Source organism: Serratia sp. (in: enterobacteria) (assembly GCF_052400455.1).
In the GTDB taxonomy this organism is placed as follows: domain Bacteria; phylum Pseudomonadota; class Gammaproteobacteria; order Enterobacterales; family Enterobacteriaceae; genus Serratia; species Serratia ureilytica.
The window spans coordinates 2,413,211-2,432,638 of record NZ_CP185812.1 but is presented as its reverse complement, the minus strand read 5'-3'; the positions used below and the strand labels follow the sequence as shown (position 1 = coordinate 2,432,638).

Here is a 19,428-nt window from a genome sequence, read left to right as displayed (position 1 = left end):
GCTGTAGTCACCGAGCATAGGGCCTGGCGATTAGCGGAAAAACAGGCTAGATTTCCCTTCATAACGGACATTAACGTCCGCAATAGGACAAACGATGGATAACTTAGCCGGCGTGAGCGCCTTCGTGCAGGCCGCTGAAACTCTCAGCTTCGTTGACGCCGGCCGCGTGCTCGGCATCTCGGCCTCGGCGGTGGGGAAAAGCATCGCCCGCCTGGAGAACCGATTGGGCGTGCGTCTGTTTCACCGCAGCACGCGCAGCATGACGCTAACCGCCGAGGGGCGGCGGTTTCTGCTGCGGTGTCAGCGTATTCTGGAGGAGATGGCGGCGGCGGAACGGGATATCAGTGATACGCATAGCGCGCCGCGCGGCAAACTGCGCGTCAGTCTGCCGCTGGTGGGAGGCCTGTTAAATCCGGTATTGGCGGAATTTGTCCGGAATTATCCCGATATTGAGCTGGAAGCCGATTTTTCCGACCGTCGGGTCGCGGTGATCGAAGAAGGGTTCGATGCGGTGATCCGCGTGGGCGATACCGAGGATTCTCGCTTAATGAGCCGCCAACTGGGCACGTTTCACCTACAGTTGGTGGCGGCGCCGGACTATCTGCGCCGGGCGGGAATACCCCGCCAGCCGGCAGAACTGCGCGATCACGCCCGCCTGTTATACAGATTCCCCACCACCGGCAAAGTCGAGACCTGGCCGGTGGCGGGCGGAGATAAACTGCTCGACGAAGGCCTGGGCAAGCGCACGGTATGCAACACCGTCGATACGCTGATTTACCTGGCGGAACAGGGCCTGGGCATCGCCTGCCTGCCCGATTTCGCGGTACGGGAGGCGCTGGAGCAGCAGCGGCTCCAACCGGTGCTTGGCGACCACTGCCGACACAGTGGCAGTCTCAAAATTCTCTGGCCTTCAAGCAAACATCTTACCCCGCGTCTCAGGGCATTTATCGACATCATGAGCGTTCGCCTTTTCTCGGCCTAAGTCCTCTACCGCGTCAGAACAAATTCAGCTTTGCTTTGCACAAAAATAGCTAAAGCGCAGTCTGGCGCGCCTGCCAGCAGCCCTGACGGCGGCGCAGCGCCGTCGTGATATTCCATTCAGTGATATGGAAGCGCCGTTCGTTCTTTCGGGACAAAGAAAACCGCCACACAATACCTTTCACCCCGCACTCGTGCATAACCATCTATAAATTCAGGTGTTAACGCCTTGTCATTACCGATAACCGTCCAATTCGCTCATCTGATATTGAACAGCCAGCCGGATCAAACCGCCCTGTCAGCCGCTCGCCGCGGCGTGAAAGATTACTTCGCCTGCGCATTGCCGATTGCCCGCGGGGCGTTGAGCGATGCCGGTCTGGCAGCGATCGGCGCGACGTTTCCGCCGAACGGCAGTGAGAACCGCGCACTGCGCTATGGCTATGTCAGCCACTCGTTGGACTTCGATGATTACCATCCTGCGCTGCGTGGACATCCGAGCACCGTAGTGCTCTCCGCCCTGCTGGCGCTGAACGGTGAGAGTGACAATGTCACTGAAGTGTTAACCGCCTATGTCATCGGCGTAGAGGCCGCTGGCCGGCTGGGATTGGCCGCTGGCACGCAACATTACGTGCTGGGTTTTCACAGCACCGCCACCCTGGGCGCGGTCGCCGCCTGCGCCGCCGTGGCGCGTTATCTGCAGCTTGACCAGCGGCAAACGCAGATTGCTCTCGGCCTGGCGGCCACGCAGGCGGCGGGCCTGCGCAGCCAGTTCGGTTCGGCGGCCAAACCGCTGCACGCCGGCCTGGCGGCACGCAACGCGGTCAACGCCGCCCTGCTGGCTCAGGCCGGTTTCATCGGCCAACCGGAGGGCGTGCTGGACAGCCTGCTGGCTTCCCATGGCGGCGGCCGGCAAAAACCGGAATGCCTGACAGCCGGCTGGGGCGCGCCCTGGCGCATCCTGCAGCCGGGGCTGGAGTTCAAGCGCTACCCGACCTGCGGTGGCACTCACAGCGCGGCCGAGGCGGCGCTCGCCCTGCGCGAGCGGCTGCTGGAACAAGGCGACGCCCTTGCAGAGATCGCCCTGGTTGAGGTCAGTTTTCCGCCCGGCGCAGATACCGCGCCCTATATTCGCCAACCGGCCACCGGTGTGGAAGCGCGCTTTAGCCTCGAATACGTCATCGCCGATGCGCTATACCACGGCGAGGTCGCGCTGACGCATTACGGCGAACAGCCGGTCGATGCGGCTATCGCCGCCCTGGCGGCAAAAGTTGAGCGCCATGCCGATCCCGCGGCCCCGCCGGACACGCTCGATCCGGAGATGCGCTTCCATCGCCTGACCCTGACGCTGCAGGACGGAAGGCAAATAAGTGACATAGTCACAAGAAAGCAAACCGCCGCCCGGCCAACAGACCTCGACGCCAAGCTGCGCGCCATTTTGCAGCTGCTTCCGGGCCTCGAAGGCGAGAGCGTTATCCGCGACTGTGCGCTTATGTCCCCTGGCGCGCTGCCGCGACTGATTGCATTGTTAAATTAATAATAAAACAGGAATAACTATGAGTACTTCACCTTCAACACCATCGCGCCAACTCCGTCTCGGCCTGTTCGTTCAGGCGCTGGGGCACCACATCGGGGGATGGCGCGCAGAAGGCGCCAGCGGTTCACCGACCGATATCGACTGGTTCACCTGGATCGCAAAAAAAGCCGAAGAAGGCACCTTCGATATGTTCTTCGTCGGCGACGCGCTGGCGACCAGCGTGCACCGCCTGCCCTCGACGATGTCACGCCTGGAGCCGCTGACGCTGCTCGCGGCGCTGGCGGTCAATACCCGCCATATCGGGCTGGCGGCGACCGCCTCCACCACGTTCGATCAACCTTTCCACCTGGCGCGCGCCATGGCCTCCATCGACCATATCAGCCACGGCCGCGCCGCATGGAACGTGGTGACCTCATTCTCCAGCGATGCGGCGCGCAACTTCAGCCGTGAAGATCTGCCGTCGCACGCGGAACGCTATGAAGTGGCGCGGGAATTCCTCGAGGCCAGCTACAAACTGTGGGACGGCTGGGAAAAAGACGCCATCGTGCGCGACAAGCAAAATGGCGTGTACGCCATCGACGAGAAAATCCACGCCGCCAACCATAAGGGCAAGCATTTCTCGGTGCAGGGCCCGCTGAACATTTCCCGCTCGCCGCAGGGGCGGCCAGTGATCATTGAGGCCGGCTCTTCCCCGGCCGGCCAACAGCTGGCGGCGGAAACCGCCGAAGTGGTGTTCACCGCCGCCGCCAGCCTGGAAGAAGGACAGGCTTTCTACCGCAGTCAGAAAAAATACGTGGCCGACGCCGGCCGCAACCCGGACCACCTGCTGATCCTGCCAGGTGTGATGCCGATTGTCGGCCGTACCAAAGAAGAAGCGCGGGAAACCTGGTATCAGCTGAATCAACTGGTGGATATCGATAACGGCATTGAGCAGCTGTCGGCGCGCTTTGGTTTCGATTTGAGCGATTACCCGCTGGACGGCCCGGTGCCGAACGTGGGCGCCACCGAAGGCGGCCAAAGCCGCGTGAAACTGCTGACCGATCTGGCCGCGCGGGAAAACCTGACGCTGCGCGAGCTGGCGGCCGTCGCGGCCGGTTCGCGCGGCCACCGCGTGGTGGTAGGCACCGCCGAAGAGATCGCCGACGACTTCCAGCTATGGCTGGAACAGCAAGGCGCAGACGGCTTCAACATCATGCCGGCGGTGTTGCCCAACCAACTGGAACTGTTCGTCGAGCTGGTGATCCCGGAGCTGCGCCGCCGTGGCCTGTTCCGTGAGGAGTATCAGTATGCAACCCTGCGTGAAAACCTGGGCCTGCCTGAACCGGCAATCAACTTCGCTAACGTAAAATCGGCTTAATCCGCAGGGAAATCATGATGAAAACCACATTCAAACGCACCGTACTGTCCCTGCTGTTGGCTTCCTCCACGCTGGCGCCGTTGGCCGCCGGTCATGCCGCTGAAGGCGATGTTCCCTTCAAGGCGGCGGTGAAAGCTGCCGCCGATCCGGCGCTGCACGACAGCCTGCCTGAATCAATCAAAAAGGCCGGCTATATCGTTGCCGGCACCAACCCGAACACCCCGCCGACCACTTTTTACCAGGCGGACAACAAAACGCTGGCCGGGCGTGAAATCGACGTGATGAGCGCGATTGCCGATCGCCTGGGCGTGGCGATCCACTGGAAGGACACCGGCGGTTTCGACAACATCATCCCCGGCCTGAAGTCCGGCCGTTATGACGTCGCGCTGGCCAACATTGACGCCAACAAAAAGCGCTTCCAGCAGGTGGACTTCGTCGGCTATTACAACGCTTCCAAGCTGGCCTTGATCGCCCGCAAAGACGCTGCGCTTGGCCCTTACACCGAGCTGGCCCAGTTGTGCGGCCAGACCGTCGGCGCCGGCGCAGGTACCTCGCAAATAACTCGCCTGCAGCAGGCCAGCGATCAATGCGTCGCCGCCGGCAAACCGGCCATCACCATGCCGATCTTCCCGGACCGCCCGGCCGGGGTGCAAGCGGTGATCAGCGGCCGCGTGCCGATGTTTTTCGGCCCGTATGAAGGGCTGCGCTACCAGGCCACCCACGTCAAACCGCTGACGCTGGCCGGTGATATCAACATCGACGGCACCACGGTGGCCATCGCCCTGCCGAAAGGCTCCGAACTGGTGAAACCGGTGCAGGCAGCGCTAAATTCACTGATCGCCGACGGCAGCTACCAGAAAATCCTCGACGGCTGGGATATCGGTTTTGGTGCAGTGAAAACCGCCGGCATCAATGAAGAGATCGCAAAATGAGTGGGCAATACCCTGTCGACGACGCGGAACTGAGCATCGTCGGCCACCGGCATTACGGACGCTGGCTCAGCGCCCTGGTTGTGCTGCTGATCGTCGCCGTTATCGTCAATTCCATGCTGCACAACCCGCGCTTTGAATGGTCGGTGGTGGCGGAAAACCTCACCGAGGCGTCCATCCTCAACGGCGTGCTCATGACGCTGAAGCTGACGGTGATTTCGGTAGTGTTCGGCTTCGCCGGCGGCGTGCTGCTGGCGCTGATGCGCCTGTCGGCCAATCCGGTATTGGTGGCGGTAAGCTGGTTCTACACCTGGTTCTTCCGTGCAGTGCCGATGCTGGTGCAGCTGTTCCTGTGGTACAACATCGCCGCGCTTTATCCCCGCATCAGCTTGTGGATCCCGTTTCTGGGCGAAGTCGCCAGCGCGCCGACCAATACCCTTATCAGCACCTTCAGCGCCGCGGTGATTGCGCTGGTGATGCATCAGTCGGCCTATGCGGCGGAAATTGTGCGCGCAGGCATCCAAAGCGTCAGCAGCGGCCAGTTGGAAGCCGCCAAAGCGCTGGGCTACCGTCGTGGGCAAATCCTGTGGCACGTGGTATTACCGCAGGCGATGCGCACCATCCTGCCGCCGGCGGGCAATGAAGTGATCGGGCAGTTGAAAACCACCGCGGTGGTGTCGGTGATTGCCCTGCAGGACGTGCTGTATTCGGCGCAGATCATTTACCAACGCACCTACGAGGTCATCCCGCTGCTGCTGGTCGCCACCCTGTGGTATCTGGCCATGACTTCGATTCTGTCAATTGGTCAATACTACGTGGAGCGCTATTTTGGCCGCGGCACGCAGGCAACGCGCAGCGGCCGGTTCTTCCTCAACCGCAAAGCCCCTCAGGGAGGTGAACAATGAGCGCATCCATCCACATCAACCGGGTGCGGAAATCCTTTTCCGGCACCGAAGTGTTGAAAAACATCAGCCTGACCATTCCGGCAGGTTCGGTAACGGTGATCCTCGGCCCTTCCGGCTCAGGCAAGTCCACCCTGTTGCGCTGCATCAACCACCTGGAAAAACTGGACGGCGGCACCATTCGCGTTGGCGAACAGCTGATCGGCTATCGTCAAAAAGGCCGGCATCTGTACGAGCTGAAAGAAGCCGAGGTGGCCGAACAGCGTAAAAGCATCGGCATGGTATTTCAGCAGTTCAACTTGTTTGCGCACCGCACCGTGTTGCAAAACGTCAGCGACGCGCCGCTGCGGGTGAAAAAGGAAAAAAAACCGAGGTGCAGGAACGGGCGAAGCAGCTGCTGGCCCGCGTCGGGCTGGAACATCGCATCAACGCCTGGCCGCGTGAACTGTCCGGCGGCCAGCAGCAACGCGTCGCCATCGCCCGCGCGCTGGCGATGAACCCGCAGGTGTTACTGTTTGATGAACCGACCTCCGCGCTCGATCCTGAATTGGTTGGCGAAGTGCTGCAGGTGATGAAAGACTTGGCGCATTCGGGCATGACCATGGTGGTGGTCACGCACGAAATCGGCTTCGCCCGCGAAGTGGCCGACCAGATTGTCTTTATGGATCAGGGAAAGGTGGTTGAAACGGGCAGCGTGCAGCAGGTTCTGGATGCGCCGGGACATGAGAGGACGCGCAACTTCCTGGCGACGGTATTGTAACCCTCCGTCAGGGGGCGTTGCGTCCCCTGACGTTCAAATTCAGCCGTTATTTTTTCTGCCGATAGCGGAAAAGACGTTGAACACTTCACCCAGGCCGTAAATCGCGCCGAGCAAGACGGCCACCATTACCGGCACCAGGACCACCACGGTGGCCAAGCTTTCAATCATTTCTAACATCGTTCTCTCCTGGTTTATAAGCACAGCGAATCTGCGCCGGAAGAAAAGGTTTCCGGCCAAACGGTCGATTATCGTGGGGAGGCAGTCTAAAACGTGAGCTACATCACACTTGATGCGAGCTAATGTAACTTACACAATTACATTAACGCAATGCAAAAAATGCTCTGCGCGGAACGGGGTTTGGCGTGATTTTTTACTGCGTATCTGCTTGATATTGCGGTGAACAAGGGACGAAGGGATAGCCGGCGCGCAGCTCAACCTGCCCGGCCATTTCGGCGATGCTGGTCTGCGCCAGGCTGGCTTCCAGCGCGTGGCCGACGCGCGCAAACTCTTGCTCCAGCACCGGGGTAATGGCGTGGCCGATATAGCACGCCTCGTTAGGCCGGGTGCGATGCAGCGTGAAATAAGGTTGATCCTCCACCGCGCGATACACGTCCAGCAGAGAAATCGCTTCCGCCGGCCGCGCCAACAGCGCCCCGCCGCCTTGCCCCATCTGCGAATAGGTCAGCCCCGCCTCCGCCAACGCCCCGAGAATGCGCCGCACCACCGTCGGATTGGTGTTGACGCTGCGGGCGATATCTTCGGAACGCACCGTCTGGCCGCGACACAGCGTGATGTTGGTCAGAATATGGATGGCAACGGCAAATCGCGTAGAGGTAGACACCTTGGCACCTGCTCAGAGTTTCGCTTATGTCGGATTAAAACATAAGGAAAGCGTATCAATTTCCGGTAATACACATAATGAGTAGGGATAAGTGGAATGTCAACCTGCCCCCGCCCGAAGGCGGCGGCGGCTCAGGCTTCGGTACGGATCGCCGTGACTTTGTCGGGATAAAATGCCAGATGATCCTTGATCGTCACCACGGCGTTGTAAGGCATTTCATAGCTCCAGGCCGCATTGTCCCCCTGCGGGCCGTTCAGCGTGAGGGAGAAATAACTGCAGTCGCCCTTATAAGGGCAGTAGCTCACGTGCGTGCTTTTATGCAGCAGCGCCATATTCACATCCTCACGCGGAAAGTAAAACACCGGCGGATAGTTGGCTTCCTGCAAGATGAGTACATGACGGCTGTCGGCCAGGATTTGGCCGGCGCCGCGCACCACGACCCGCGTCGGATGGCGGGTCAGCGTAATCGGATGGTCCGGGCCGGGAATTTTCACCGGTTTGCCGGATGCGGAAACGAGCTCGGACATGGCGGCCTCCAGCGTGTGCGCCCCGCCCCTCGTGAGGCGTCTTCCCAGTATAGCCGAACGGTTTTGCCGACGGCCGCACATTCGGCGAGCGATCGCTTTTCACCGCGCCAAAATTAAGAATTTTTACCTGTTCGATTTTCTTTCGGAGGAATACATTCATCCCAACTTCTACCGGCGAGTTAATCGGATTATTTTTAATCCATTAATTAGCCAATTTACCAGGAACTCATTATGAATATTAAACGTGCCGCGGGTGTGTTGGTGGTGGTAATGGCGACGCTTTCCGTTACCGCATGTGGGCATATGTCCAATCGCGATCGCAACACGGCGATCGGTGCGGGCGTCGGCGCCGTGGGCGGCGCGGTATTGACCGACGGCAGCACGCTGGGCACCCTCGGCGGCGCAGCGCTGGGCGGCATCATCGGCCACCAGACCAGCCGTTAATTCTCCCGCCAAAAATAACCTCCGCAGGCCGACGCTTTTTTAATCCACACGCGCCGGCCTGCTTTATTTACTCCGCTGAAATTCCTCAGGGAGCGAACCTAAATAAATAACGTTAAGCGCGGCTTTATTATTCATTAACCTGCGCCAGGGTTATTTATTGCGCCGGCAGCCTGAAACGCGCCATCGCTTTTTCCAATCGTTCCGATTCGCCCTGCAGCAACTGCGAAGCCTCGGTCACCGCGTTCACCACGGCGCCGGTTTGCTGCGCCACCTGATTCAGCCCGGCGATGCGTGCCGTCACGTCCTGAATGCTCTCCCCCTGATTGAGCGACGCCAGCGAGATCTCCCCCATCAGTGCGCTAAACGTGTTCACCAGATCGATAATTTGACGCAAATTGCCCGCCAGCAGCTCTACCGCTTGCGACCCCTGATCGATTTGCTGCAACGAACGGTTGATCAGCTGCTGAATATCGCGCGTAGAATGGCTGCTCTTCTGCGCCAGCAGGCCCACTTCTTTAGCGACAATGGCGAAACCGCGGCCGTGAACGCCGGCGTGCGCGGCCTCGATCGCCGCATTCAGCGCCAGAATATTGGTCTGAAACGCCACGCTGTCGATCAGCGCCACAATGCCGCGCATCTCGGCCGATTGGTTGACGATCCCTTGCATCGAGACGTTGACGGTTTGCATCATCTTTTCACCGGCGCCGGCGCACTGCCTGGCCTGTTCGGTGCGTTGATTGGCCAGCTGCGCGTATTGGCCGTTTTCTTCCACCCGCGCCGCCAACTGCTGCACGTGCTCGGTCGCCAACTGCAATTCGCCGTCCTGCTTCGCCGACTGCGCCGTCAACTGTCGATTGCCGTCCGCCAGCCGCCCGACGCCGTTCAGGATCCCGCTCGCAGCATCGCGCACCTCACTCACCAGCCGCTGCAGGCCGTTTTGCATGTGGCCAATGCTGGTTTGCAACTGACGCATTTCGCGGTTAACCGCCCGTTCAGGCGGCAACGGCCGCGAAAGATCGCCGGCGGCCAGCACGTTGAGATGGGCGATCGCCCTTTGCAACGGTGCAATCACCCAACGAGCAACGCCGAACCACACGCCCAAGGCGATCAGCGCCAACGCCGCGAGCGCGCCAAGCGCATAGGTTTTGGCCTGCTCCAGCGCCGCCAATTGCCGCACGTTGACGTCATCGCCGCGTCGTTCGTTCAGCGCCTGATAAGCGAGATACTTCTCGTTGAAATCTGCCTGAAAAGCCTGGATCGGCACGGCGAAAAACGCATCGATGCTGTCGCTGCGTTGCAGCCCTTGCGCCTGCTCCTTCAGACCGTCATAGAACAGGCGATAACTGCCTTTCAGGGCGTCAGCGGCCTCGGGCGCCGTCGCGCTCAGGCGCTCAAACCGGGCGAAGGCCTGCTCTGAAGCCTGCAACGCCGCCAGCGATACATCCAGCAGGCTATGCCAGCTGCCGTCGGAGCCGGTGGCTTTATCCTGCAGATAGTAAATGCCCGCACGGTTCAGGGTATCGCTGGCCGTCAGCAGCGACAGCCTGGCGCGATCCATCGCCGCCTGCTGGCGATGCAAGGCGTCGCCCGTCACCAGGTTAATCTTGGCGTCGCGCAGAATATTGGAAATAAATACGGTGGAAAACAATTGCAGCAGAGAAAATAGCGCGATAACGCAAATTACGCCGCTTAATAACCCCATGCTTTTGCCGAAGCCAAACGCGCGCGGCAGCGCGGGCGCAGGTTTTGCCCCGCGGCCAAGTGTCAGTTTTATGTTCATGATTTTTAGTCGGTAATACCAGGATGCCGCGAGTCTAACGAGCATTGATGACACGACGATTACAGCCCCCATAGACGGGTGTTGCCGGGTTCGGAATGCGTTGAAATCATGTTAAGGCGTGAACGAAAGAGGGAATTGTCTTGGTGAGAAAATAAGCTTCTCTGCGAATCGCCAAATAAGAAATATTATTTTAGAAACAGAGAAATTCATTCAAGTCGAATATCAATCAATATTTCAAGGCATATCCATAATAAATACTGCCGTAGGTTAAACTCGTTGTATTGAAGCGTGGGTCAGACATTTTCTGACCCACTCACTTCCCGCTTAAATCCTCACCCTTTAACCGACGACACCACATTGAGCGGCTGGGCATCCGGCAGGATATTCATGTGCTCCAGCACCTGGGCCATGATCTTGCCGAACACCGGCCCGGCTACCGAGCCGCCGAAGTGCTTGCCGGCTTTCGGGTTGTTGACCATCACCACCAGCGCTACCTGCGGATCGCTGGCCGGCGCCACGCCGGCGGTATAGTTGATATAGCCGCCGTCGTATTTGCCGCTGGGGCCCATTTTCTCGGCGGTACCGGTTTTGATCGCCAAACGGTAGCCGGGCACCGCAGCGCTCACCCCACTGCCGCCCGGCAAGGCGTCGCTTTCCATCATATGCACCACGGACCTGACCGTATCGGCCGGCAAAATGCGTTGCCCCATCACCGGCGGCGTCACCTTAGTGATCGACAGCGGCCGATAAATGCCGAAGGAACCGATCGCGGCATACTCGCGCGCCATTTGCAGCGGCGTCACGCGCAGCCCATAGCCGAAGGAGAACGTGGCGCGTTCGATATCGGCCCAGCGCTCGCGATGCTGCGGCAGGTAGCCGCTGCTCTCGTTGCCGATGCCAAGCTCGGTCGGCCGCCCCAGGCCAAAGCTGCGGTAGACCGCCGGCAGCACCGTGGCCGGCAGCGCCAGCGCAATGTGCGATACCGCGATGTCGCTCGATTTTTGCAGCACGCCGGTGATGGTCAGCTTCGACCAGTGGCCGACGTCCTTAATCAGGTGACCGTTCACCCGATACGGCGTGGTGTCCAACACGGTATCCGGCCGAATCAGCTTATGTTCCAGCCCCACCATCACCACGACCGGCTTCACCGTCGAACCCGGTTCGAAGCTGTCGCTGCTGCACACGTTGCGGATATCTTTCGCCGGCGTGCTGCCATAGTTGTTCGGGTTGAACGACGGGTAGCTGGCCATGCCGAGGATTTCGCCGGTGTCGATTTTCACCAGCACCGCGCAGCCGGAGTCGGCCTGGTTAGCCACCACGCCGTCGCGGATCTGCGCATAGAGCACGTACTGGATAAATTTGTCGATGCTGAGCGTCACATTCGGCGGTGGAACCGGATCCACGCTTTTAATCACGCCGATCACCGCGCCGCTGCCGTCCTTCTGGTAGACCCGCAGGCCGTTTTTACCCTGCAGCAACGGGTTGAAGCCCAGCTCGATGCCCTCCAGCCCCTGATTGTCCTGGCCGACGATGCCGATCAGTCCGGCCGCGTCCTGGCCCATCGGATAGAAGCGGCTGAAATCCTGCTCGGTGCTGACGCCGGTCAGGTGCAGTTTGCTGATATAAGCGGCGTTGTCGTCCTCCACCTTGCGCGCCAGGTAGACAAAGCGTTTGTGCGCGTTGCTCTGGATCAGATGCTGCACGTCCGCCAGCGGGATCTTCAGCACGTTGGCCATGCTCTGCCAGCGTTCGTTGCCGGTATCGGTCTGGGTATCGAGAATATGCTTCGGATCCAGTACGATGTCTTTCGACGACACGCTGACCGCCAGCGCCTCATTGTTGCGATCGGTGATCATGGCGCGGTTGGTCGGCACTACCTGGGTGCGAATCGAGCGCTGATCTGCCTGGTTCGCCAACTGCTGGTGTTCCAGCAGTTGCAGGTAACCGACCCTGAACGCCAACAGAAAAAAACAGACCAGCATGCCGGCGCAAATCCAGCCGAAGCGAACTGTGGAATAGGTTTTACCGCTCTTTTTGGTCGATGGCGCCACTGTTGTGTTAACCCTGCGTTTTTATTCGGTTTATCGTGTTATTTCAGTCTACCTTGCCGGAAATGGTCAGGAGATTGCAGTTTGTAAGAAAGTAAAAACAAACCGCATCACCGTTGCACATCCGCACTGTCGTTTAACTGCGGTTTAGTTTGCGCCGCGTCGCCGGGCTGCGGCGCGTTGGCCGGATCGAAAATGTGGTCGAGGATCGCGCGCGCGGTCGGCCCCGCCACCACGCCGTCGCCGCCGCCGTTTTCCAGGATCAACGCCATCGCCACCCGGGGGTTTTTGTAGGGGGCGAACAGCGTATAAAAGATGTGATCGCGCAGCCGCACCGGAATCATTTTGGCGTTGTAAGTCTGGTTTTGCTTCAGGCTGAACACCTGCGAGGTGCCGGATTTAGCGGCAATCTGGTACGGCGCGGTATGGAACAGCTTGTATCCGGTGCCGTTCGGCAGGTTGGCCATGCCATACATGCCGTTGCGCACAATGCCCCAGTAAGGCGAACGGGGATCGCCAATCTGCAGCGCTTGCGTCGGCGGCTGATAACGCGTGACCCGGTTGCCCTGCTGCAGCGAATACAGCAGGTGCGGCGTTTTCACCTTACCGTTGTTGATCAGCGTAGTCAGCGCTTTCACCATCTGAATAGGCGTCGCCACCCAATATCCCTGACCGATGCCGACCGATACCGTATCCCCCTGATACCAGACTTTTTTGTGCACCCTCAGCTTCCAGTCGCGGCTTGGCAGCACGCCGCGGTACTCTTCGTTCAGATCGATGCCGGTCGACTGGCCGTAACCAAACTGGCTCAGCCAATGGTGAATGCGATCGATGCCCATCTCATACGCCACCTGATAAAAGAAGGTATCGGCGGACTCTTCTATCGCTTTGGTGACGTTGAGCATGCCGTGACCGGTCTTCAGCCAGTCGCGATAGCGCCGCTCGGTGCCGGGCAGCGTCCAGGTCGGCGCGCCGAAAAAGGTGGTGGTGGGCGTGATCACCCCGGCAAACAGCGCCGAAACCGCCATGTAGGGCTTCACCGTCGACGCCGGCGGGTACAGCCCCTGGGTGACGCGGTTGATGAGCGGCAAATCCGGGTTGCGGAGCAGCGCCTTATAGGCCTGATAGCCGATGCCTTTGACGAAGGGATTGGGATCGTAACTGGGGCTGGAGACCATCGCCAGAATGCCGCCGTCGCGCGGATCTTCCACCACCACCGCGGCGCGTTGCCCCTTCAGCACCGATTCGATGTACTGCTGCAGCGGCAGATCCAGCGTCAGGTAGATGTTTTTGCCGGCCTGCGGCGGCTGCTCCTTCAGCAAGCGGATCACCCGCCCGTGGTTATCCACCTCCACCTCCTGATAGCCGGTGGTGCCGTGCAGCTCGGACTCGTAATAGGCCTCGATGCCCTGTTTGCCGATGTTGCGATCGGCGGCATAGTTCTCGCTCAACCCGGCCTTGTCCAGGCGCTTGAGATCGCTGTCGTTGATCTTCGACACGTAGCCCAGCACGTGCGCCAGCTGCGCGCCGTAAGGATATTCGCGCTGCTGATAGGTATCGATAGTCACCCCGTCGAAACGGTATTGATTGACGGCGAAACGCGCCACCTCGGTGTCGTTCAGCCCCGCTTTTAGCGTTATCGGCTTGTAGCGGCTGTTGTGGTGCATGTCGTCGCGAAACGCGCTGATATCTTCCGGCGTCAGATCGACGATCGGCGTCAACGCCTGCAGCAGCGCCGATATATCGGTGATTTTGCTGGGCGTGATCTCGATGCGATACAGTGTCACGTTTCGTACCAGCGGAATGCCGTTGCGATCGAAGATCAGCCCGCGGCTTGGGGCGATCGGCAACATCTTGATGTCATTCTGGTTGGAGCGCGTCTGGTAAAAGCCGTGCTGGCGAATTTGCAGCCGGTAGAGGTTGACGACCAGCGCGCCGAAACAGACCACCACCAGCGCCAGCGCCACGGCCGCCCGGCGGATAAACAGCATCTCTTCCGCGGAGTGGTCGCGAATTTTTTCTTTTAACAGGGCCATGCGGAGCCGGTACCTTTTGCGTCACATTTCCCCGCAAAATCAGGGAACTGAAAAGCCGGCAAGCATAGCGTTATCGGGCGCGATGCCCCATGAAAAGGTTGCTAATGAAATGGCATAACTGTTTCAGCATATTGGAATGTTACCGGCGGCGATTTTTTCACCGCGCGCCCCATTGAGCCGCCGTTCCTCTCAATGCTACAATGTGATCTATATCACACTATTACCGTTATTCTCCTCCGCATTTTCCTGTCGGCGCCCTGCCGGATGCGGCTTTTTGTTACATAGGATCGAGTTCGATGAGTACCATTGCCACCGGTTTAATCATGATGCGCTGGGAGTTGCTGAGCGCCGTGATGATGTTCTTCGCCAGCCAGTTAAACGTCGTTTGCCGTAAAACCAGCCGCAATGGCATGGCGTTCATGTTCAGCAGCCTGGGCCTGTTTACCGCCTGCTGGTTCGTGATGGGCCTGATGGGCATTCACTTCACCCTCGAAGCCTTCGCCCAATTCTGGTCATCGGCCTGGGATCGCTACGTGGACGTGGTCAGCACCATGCCGGTCGATTGGCCGATGCCGTAATCTCGCCGCTGGGGGGCAACTCAGGCCGCCCCTGCAATCAGTCCGCTTCCGCAGACGGCGCCGCCGCCAGCCGCGCCATCAGCGCCCCCGCTTCGAGCAACAGCGCCTGCTCCCGCTCGGACAGACAGCTTTCCATCGCCGCCAGCAACCACGCCTCGCGTCGGGCGCGGCTTTGCTGTAGCAAACCCAGCCCGGCGGACGTCAGCCGCACCCGCACCCGGCGTTTGTCTTCGGCATCCGGTGTGCGCACCAGCAGCCCATCGGCTTCCAGCTCGCGCAACGCGGCCGCCAGGTTTGAGGAGCGCATACGCTCCGACTCCGCCAGCAACGACGGCGTCGCCTCGCCGCCATGGCGATCGATAGCCCCCAACAGCATCAGCTGGGCCCAGGATTTTTCGTCGCTGCGCGACTCGCGCCGCATGCGGCGCACCAGCGACATTAACTGCGTGCGCAGCAGCGTCACGTCTTCAGGATGATCTTTTTTCATTGGCATCAGTCGATAACGTCCAGTTTGTCCCTACTTTCACATCGCCGGATCGCGCAGTCAATGGCGCCCCATTCGGCCACCGCGCGCTTCTGGCTTAACCCATTTATCTATGATAATATAGCTATTAATATATAGCAAAAAGACACTGCAGCCGGCAGGGTTACGTTTGCTCACGCATTTGCCCCCTCGCCGACTAATTTGCAGTGTTATTATTGTTTTGCTTAACAAATCCCTCCTCATTCAACGTGGTACGATAAGCCGATGGAAGCGTGGAAAGTCAATCTGATCTCGGTCTGGCTCGGGTGTTTCTTCACCGGGCTGGCGATGAGCCAAATCCTCCCTTTTCTGCCGCTGTACGTCGAACAACTCGGCGTCAGCGATCATCAATCCCTCAGCCTGTGGTCCGGGCTGGTATTCAGCGGCACCTTTTTGGTCTCGGCGGTGGTGTCGCCGCTGTGGGGCAGCCTGGCCGACCATAAGGGCCGTAAGCTGATGCTGCTGCGCGCTTCGCTGGGCATGGCGATCGTCATCGCGCTGCAGGGGCTGGCCACCAACGTATGGCAGCTGTTCGCGCTGCGCGCCCTGATGGGGCTGACGTCCGGCTATATTCCCAACGCCATGGCGCTGGTCGCCTCGCAGGCGCCGCGCGATAAAAGCGGCTGGGCGCTGGGCACGCTCTCGACCGGACAGATCTCCGGCGTGATCGCCGGGCCGCTGCTGGGCGGGCTGATGGCCGACCATCTGGGGCTGCGGGTGGTGTTTTTCGTCACTTCCGGGCTGATGTTCGTCAGCTTCCTGGTGACGCTGTTCCTGATTAAAGAGCGACGCATCACGGTGAAAAAAGCGGATCAGCTGAGCGGCAAGGCGGTATTCCGGTCGCTGCCCTATCCGGCGCTGATCGTCACCCTGTTCGTTTGCACCCTGATGATCCAGCTGGCCAACTCCTCCATCAGCCCGATCCTGACGCTGTTCATTCGCGAACTGTCGGGCAACGTCAGCAATATCGCCTTCGTCAGCGGCATGATCGCCGCCGTGCCCGGCATCGCGGCGCTGATCTCCGCGCCGCGCCTCGGGCGGCTCGGCGATCGCATCGGTACCGCGCGCATTCTGATCGCCGCGCTGCTGTTCACCACCGGCCTGTTCGCCGTGATGGCCTGGGTGAATACGCCGCTGCAGCTGGGCATTCTGCGTTTTCTGCTGGGCTTCGCCGATGGCGCGCTGATGCCGGCGGTGCAGGCGCTGCTGCTGAAGTATTCCTCCGATCAGGTGACCGGGCGCATCTTCGGCTATAACCAGTCATTTATGTATCTGGGCAACGTGGTCGGCCCGCTGCTGGGTTCGGGCATTTCGGCGATGATGGGGTTCCGTTGGGTGTTCGCCGTGACGGCGGTATTGGTGCTGTTCAATGCGCTGCAGCTGCGCCATCAGTTCAAAAAAGTGCAGCCTAAACGCGCGGGATAGCGGGGAATGCGAGGGAAGCGCCTCAAGCAGTGGCGGGACAATGACGCCCATCAACCGTGCCGCCACTGCCAAAGGCGGCCGTAGCCTACTCGACGCGATGAACGTTTGGTATTTATGTAAGTAAATAAAGTGTTGCAGGCGCGTAGAGGGCCGCCGCAGCGGCCCTTTTGCATCAGAACATGGTGTTGTCGTTGGCCGATTTTTCCGGCACATCCTGATTGACGTCCCAATGCTCGGTGATTTTCCCCTGATCGTTAACCCGATAAATATCCACGCTGGCGGTGCCGCGATCCTGCGGGTTATTTTGATATTTGACGTGAACGTAGACCAGATCGCCGTTGACCGCGCTGCGGTATATTTTAGCGCTGTACTGCGGGTTGTCTTTGAAGGTCTGGCTGAAGAAATCGAGGAACGGCTTGATGCCGTCGCCGACGAACGGGTTATGCTGCTTGTAGTTTTCCACAATCAGCTTCCGCGCCACGCCGATGTCATGGCGGTTGAAGAAGCCCGCGTACAGATCTTCCACCACCTTCAGCTTTTGCTGAGCATGATGATAACCGCCCTTGCCGGCCGATTTGTAAGACGCCGCCTGATCCGTTGACAGCGCCGGGTAACTCGCCAGCAGGCCGCCGACGATCGCACAGGTGATCAATGCCTTTTTCATAACTGCTCCTTAGTTTCCTGAGTGACCTACAATTTTCAGCTGCCCTTTCAGATGGGTGAAGCTGCCGTCCTTGGCGGCGATGTTGGTGTACACCTCGCCGCGCTCGAAGTCCTCGATATGCGTCACGTTGTCGCCGGACTGCGGCTCATGCCAGTAGACCATGTAGACCTTCGGCCGAATTTCCACCGCGGTGTACTGCACGGTATCGGTGATGCCCTGCGACGCCTCGCCGATGCCGGTGAAGGTCATGGTCTTGTCATCGGTAAAATCCAGCTTGAAGGCGAAATCGCCAAAGGTCACCTGCACCACTTTACCAACCGCAATAAACTGCCCGTGTTTTTCCGTCATCGTCGCCGCCTTACTGTTTGTCAGGGAGGTTTGCGCCGCCGTAGCGGCAGGCAATGCCAGGGGGAAAGTCAGGGCTATCGCCAGCGCGATACCCGTTCGCTTCACTGTTTTCATCGTTCCTTCTCCTTTCCGTGGTTGAAAACGAGAATCATTATTATTTCTTAACGGTTAGCGGAAATATAAGAATAATCTCTATTCCCATCAGGCACCTGACGACGCCAAAAGAGGGTGAAAAATCGCCGTGAAATGGCGTGGCAATAGCGCGTTCTGACCCTTGGTTTTTACGCAATGAACGGGATTACTGTTTTCAGGATGAGGGATAGCTCGGGGATTCGGTAGGTCTATAGCGCAGATAGCTTTAAGCTAATGCGAATTTGTTCTTAAGCCGCCCGCCGCAGGGAAACGGCGGCGAACGGCGCGGCGTTTAACGCAGCCAGGGCGTATAGGTGACGCCAACCAGCAATCCTTCCGGGCTGAGCAACCGGGTAACGCTTTGCCCCCACGGCTCTTCACGGTTGGCGACCAACAGCCGATAACCGCGCTCGACCAGCCCCTGGGTGGCTACCGCCATGTCGGCCACGTCAAACTCGATCCACGCCTGCGGCGCCGCGAGATCCGCCGGCCAGCGATCGTCGCCAAAACAGGACTGCGCCGCCTGCGCCAGCGGCCACAGGGCGAAGTGTTTCACCCCGTCCAGCGCGCCCTGCTCGGCCAGCAGATAGCTCTCGTTGCCCGGCATCGGCTTGAGCGGCAGCCCCAGCGCCTCGACATAAAACGCCTTGCTCGCGTCGCTCTCACGCGTGATCGGCCCGAATCCGGCGACGAACAACACGCCCAGGCCCGCAAATTGTTGATCCATACTTGCACTCCCTTCCGGTTAGCGCCCCTGCCGCACCTGCAGCGGAGCAAATCCATAGGCCGCCTTGAAGCGGTTGCTGAAATGGCTGGCGGAGCTGAAGCCGCACGCCAGCGCGATCTCGGTGATCGGCTGCTGGCTATGCCGCAACAGCTGTTCCGCCCGTTGCAGCCGCGCGCGCATCACGAACTGGTGCGGCGCCAGGCCGGTGGCATGCTTGAACATGCGGGCGAAGTGGTACTCGCTCAATCCGGCCTGCGCCGCCAGATCGGCCAGCAGCAGCGGCCGATCGAGATGGCTTGCGATATATTCCCGCACCCGCCTGGCTACCGCGGGGGCCAGGCCGCCGCGCGCCTGCGGCAGCGTCCACTGCAGCTGGCTGTAGCGTTGGATCAGGTGCGACATCAGCAGGTTCGACGCGCTGCTGAGCGCCAGCAGATTGGCGCTGTCACGCCAGTCGCAGTTAAGCAAAAACTGGCGATATAGCAGCGTAATTTGCGGATCTTCGCCGAAGCTGTGCGGCTCTACGTTGATCGCCGCCGGGCTGCGATCCCAGGTTTGCTCCGCCAGCCGGCGCAAATGCCCGTCGGTGCAATACAGATGCACGAACGACAGATCGCTGCGTACATCCCAGGTAGATGCATACTGGCGCGGCATGATGCAGAACCGATCCGGCCCGCCGCCGTTGCGCCAGCCGCCCGGCACCTGCTGGTAACACTCATAGCCGTCGGCGACGTACAGGCTCAGGGTATGGTGGTCGGCGCTCTCCTGCGTGACGCGATCGTTGCAGTTGGACCAGGCGGCCAGCTCCACGCCGGTGCCCAGCAGCACGCTGCCGTGCAACCGCGCTTTATGCTCACGCAGTGTTTCAAACGCCTGATAGTTGGACATCGCCGGC

At 59.9% G+C, this 19,428-nt stretch carries 19 protein-coding genes and 1 pseudogene; 9 read left to right on the top strand and 11 right to left on the bottom strand.

Annotation, left to right across the window (positions count from 1 at the left end; all coding sequences use genetic code 11):
- The first annotated feature begins 94 nt into the window (after positions 1–94).
- The 6 genes and pseudogenes from ACORQT_RS11850 (at position 95) to ACORQT_RS11825 (ending at position 6,460) form a co-directional block, all read left to right on the top strand.
- Entirely contained in the window at positions 95–982 is an 888-nt protein-coding gene (locus ACORQT_RS11850; protein WP_197801308.1) for a LysR family transcriptional regulator, read from the top strand.
- A gap of 225 nt (positions 983–1,207) precedes the next feature.
- Positions 1,208–2,512, top strand: coding sequence for an MmgE/PrpD family protein (locus ACORQT_RS11845; RefSeq protein WP_197801307.1), 1,305 nt, complete (start codon positions 1,208–1,210; stop codon positions 2,510–2,512).
- 19 nt (positions 2,513–2,531) lie between these two features.
- The gene (locus tag ACORQT_RS11840; RefSeq protein ID WP_197801306.1) at positions 2,532–3,869 is read left to right on the top strand and encodes an LLM class flavin-dependent oxidoreductase; all 1,338 of its coding nucleotides are present in this window, start codon (positions 2,532–2,534) and stop codon (positions 3,867–3,869) included.
- Positions 3,870–3,886: 17 nt separating this feature from the next.
- Positions 3,887–4,801 (top strand): ABC transporter substrate-binding protein, encoded by a 915-nt coding sequence (locus tag ACORQT_RS11835; RefSeq protein ID WP_142590816.1) that lies wholly within the window; start codon positions 3,887–3,889, stop codon positions 4,799–4,801.
- A complete protein-coding gene (locus ACORQT_RS11830; RefSeq protein ID WP_182074180.1) occupies positions 4,798–5,703 on the top strand; it encodes an amino acid ABC transporter permease in 906 nt (301 codons plus the stop codon). The genes ACORQT_RS11835 and ACORQT_RS11830 overlap by 4 nt, the downstream gene beginning before the upstream one ends.
- Positions 5,700–6,460 (top strand): annotated as a pseudogene (locus ACORQT_RS11825) (amino acid ABC transporter ATP-binding protein). The gene ACORQT_RS11830 and the pseudogene ACORQT_RS11825 overlap by 4 nt, the downstream one beginning before the upstream one ends.
- A 39-nt stretch (positions 6,461–6,499) precedes the next feature.
- Here ACORQT_RS11825 and ACORQT_RS11820 read toward each other — a convergent pair.
- The 3 genes from ACORQT_RS11820 to ACORQT_RS11810 form a co-directional block, all read right to left on the bottom strand.
- Positions 6,500–6,637, bottom strand: coding sequence for an AcrZ family multidrug efflux pump-associated protein (locus ACORQT_RS11820; RefSeq protein WP_016927779.1), 138 nt, complete (start codon positions 6,635–6,637; stop codon positions 6,500–6,502).
- 193 nt (positions 6,638–6,830) lie between these two features.
- Positions 6,831–7,301, bottom strand: a complete 471-nt coding sequence (locus ACORQT_RS11815; RefSeq protein WP_033650438.1) for an Rrf2 family transcriptional regulator — start codon at positions 7,299–7,301, stop codon at positions 6,831–6,833.
- A gap of 131 nt (positions 7,302–7,432) precedes the next feature.
- Complete coding sequence (locus tag ACORQT_RS11810) at positions 7,433–7,828, bottom strand: DUF427 domain-containing protein (protein WP_164057757.1); 396 nt, start codon at positions 7,826–7,828, stop codon at positions 7,433–7,435.
- 231 nt (positions 7,829–8,059) lie between these two features.
- Between ACORQT_RS11810 and osmB the strand changes: the two genes are divergently transcribed.
- Positions 8,060–8,272, top strand: coding sequence for an osmotically-inducible lipoprotein OsmB (gene osmB, locus ACORQT_RS11805; RefSeq protein WP_004940700.1), 213 nt, complete (start codon positions 8,060–8,062; stop codon positions 8,270–8,272).
- Between the two features lie 154 nt (positions 8,273–8,426).
- Here osmB and ACORQT_RS11800 read toward each other — a convergent pair whose 3' ends face one another.
- The 3 genes from ACORQT_RS11800 to mrdA all read right to left on the bottom strand — a co-directional run bounded on the left by ACORQT_RS11800 (position 8,427) and on the right by mrdA (position 14,136).
- Positions 8,427–10,052 carry a methyl-accepting chemotaxis protein gene (locus ACORQT_RS11800; protein ID WP_444859412.1) on the bottom strand — a complete coding sequence of 542 codons (1,626 nt, stop codon included), beginning with the start codon at positions 10,050–10,052 and terminating at the stop codon, positions 8,427–8,429.
- A gap of 332 nt (positions 10,053–10,384) precedes the next feature.
- Positions 10,385–12,103: a penicillin-binding transpeptidase domain-containing protein gene (locus tag ACORQT_RS11795; protein ID WP_033643023.1), complete on the bottom strand. Its 1,719-nt coding sequence runs from the start codon at positions 12,101–12,103 to the stop codon at positions 10,385–10,387.
- 107 nt (positions 12,104–12,210) lie between these two features.
- A complete protein-coding gene (mrdA, locus tag ACORQT_RS11790) occupies positions 12,211–14,136 on the bottom strand; it encodes a penicillin-binding protein 2 (RefSeq protein ID WP_069100642.1) in 1,926 nt (641 codons plus the stop codon).
- A 296-nt stretch (positions 14,137–14,432) separates the two neighbouring features.
- Here mrdA and ACORQT_RS11785 point away from each other — a divergent pair, with 296 nt between their 5' ends.
- Complete coding sequence (locus tag ACORQT_RS11785) at positions 14,433–14,714, top strand: YjcB family protein (protein ID WP_046898399.1); 282 nt, start codon at positions 14,433–14,435, stop codon at positions 14,712–14,714.
- Between the two features lie 37 nt (positions 14,715–14,751).
- Here the strand turns inward: ACORQT_RS11785 and ACORQT_RS11780 are convergent, their stop codons facing one another.
- On the bottom strand, positions 14,752–15,207 hold the full coding sequence (locus tag ACORQT_RS11780) for a MarR family winged helix-turn-helix transcriptional regulator (RefSeq protein ID WP_223524949.1): 456 nt from the start codon (positions 15,205–15,207) through the stop codon (positions 14,752–14,754).
- Between the two features lie 255 nt (positions 15,208–15,462).
- Between ACORQT_RS11780 and ACORQT_RS11775 the strand changes: the two genes are divergently transcribed.
- Positions 15,463–16,662, top strand: coding sequence for a multidrug efflux MFS transporter (locus ACORQT_RS11775; RefSeq protein ID WP_444859411.1), 1,200 nt, complete (start codon positions 15,463–15,465; stop codon positions 16,660–16,662).
- A 172-nt stretch (positions 16,663–16,834) separates the two neighbouring features.
- Here the strand turns inward: ACORQT_RS11775 and ACORQT_RS11770 are convergent, their stop codons facing one another.
- The 4 genes from ACORQT_RS11770 to ACORQT_RS11755 form a co-directional block, all read right to left on the bottom strand.
- A complete protein-coding gene (locus ACORQT_RS11770; protein WP_033643018.1) occupies positions 16,835–17,326 on the bottom strand; it encodes a nuclear transport factor 2 family protein in 492 nt (163 codons plus the stop codon).
- Between the two features lie 9 nt (positions 17,327–17,335).
- Entirely contained in the window at positions 17,336–17,788 is a 453-nt protein-coding gene (locus ACORQT_RS11765) for a MoaF-related domain-containing protein (RefSeq protein ID WP_099783007.1), read from the bottom strand.
- Positions 17,789–18,098: 310 nt separating this feature from the next.
- Entirely contained in the window at positions 18,099–18,533 is a 435-nt protein-coding gene (locus ACORQT_RS11760) for a glyoxalase/bleomycin resistance/dioxygenase family protein (protein ID WP_033650445.1), read from the bottom strand.
- 18 nt (positions 18,534–18,551) lie between these two features.
- Positions 18,552–19,421, bottom strand: coding sequence for a helix-turn-helix domain-containing protein (locus tag ACORQT_RS11755; RefSeq protein ID WP_164057758.1), 870 nt, complete (start codon positions 19,419–19,421; stop codon positions 18,552–18,554).
- Positions 19,422–19,428 lie beyond the last annotated feature (7 nt).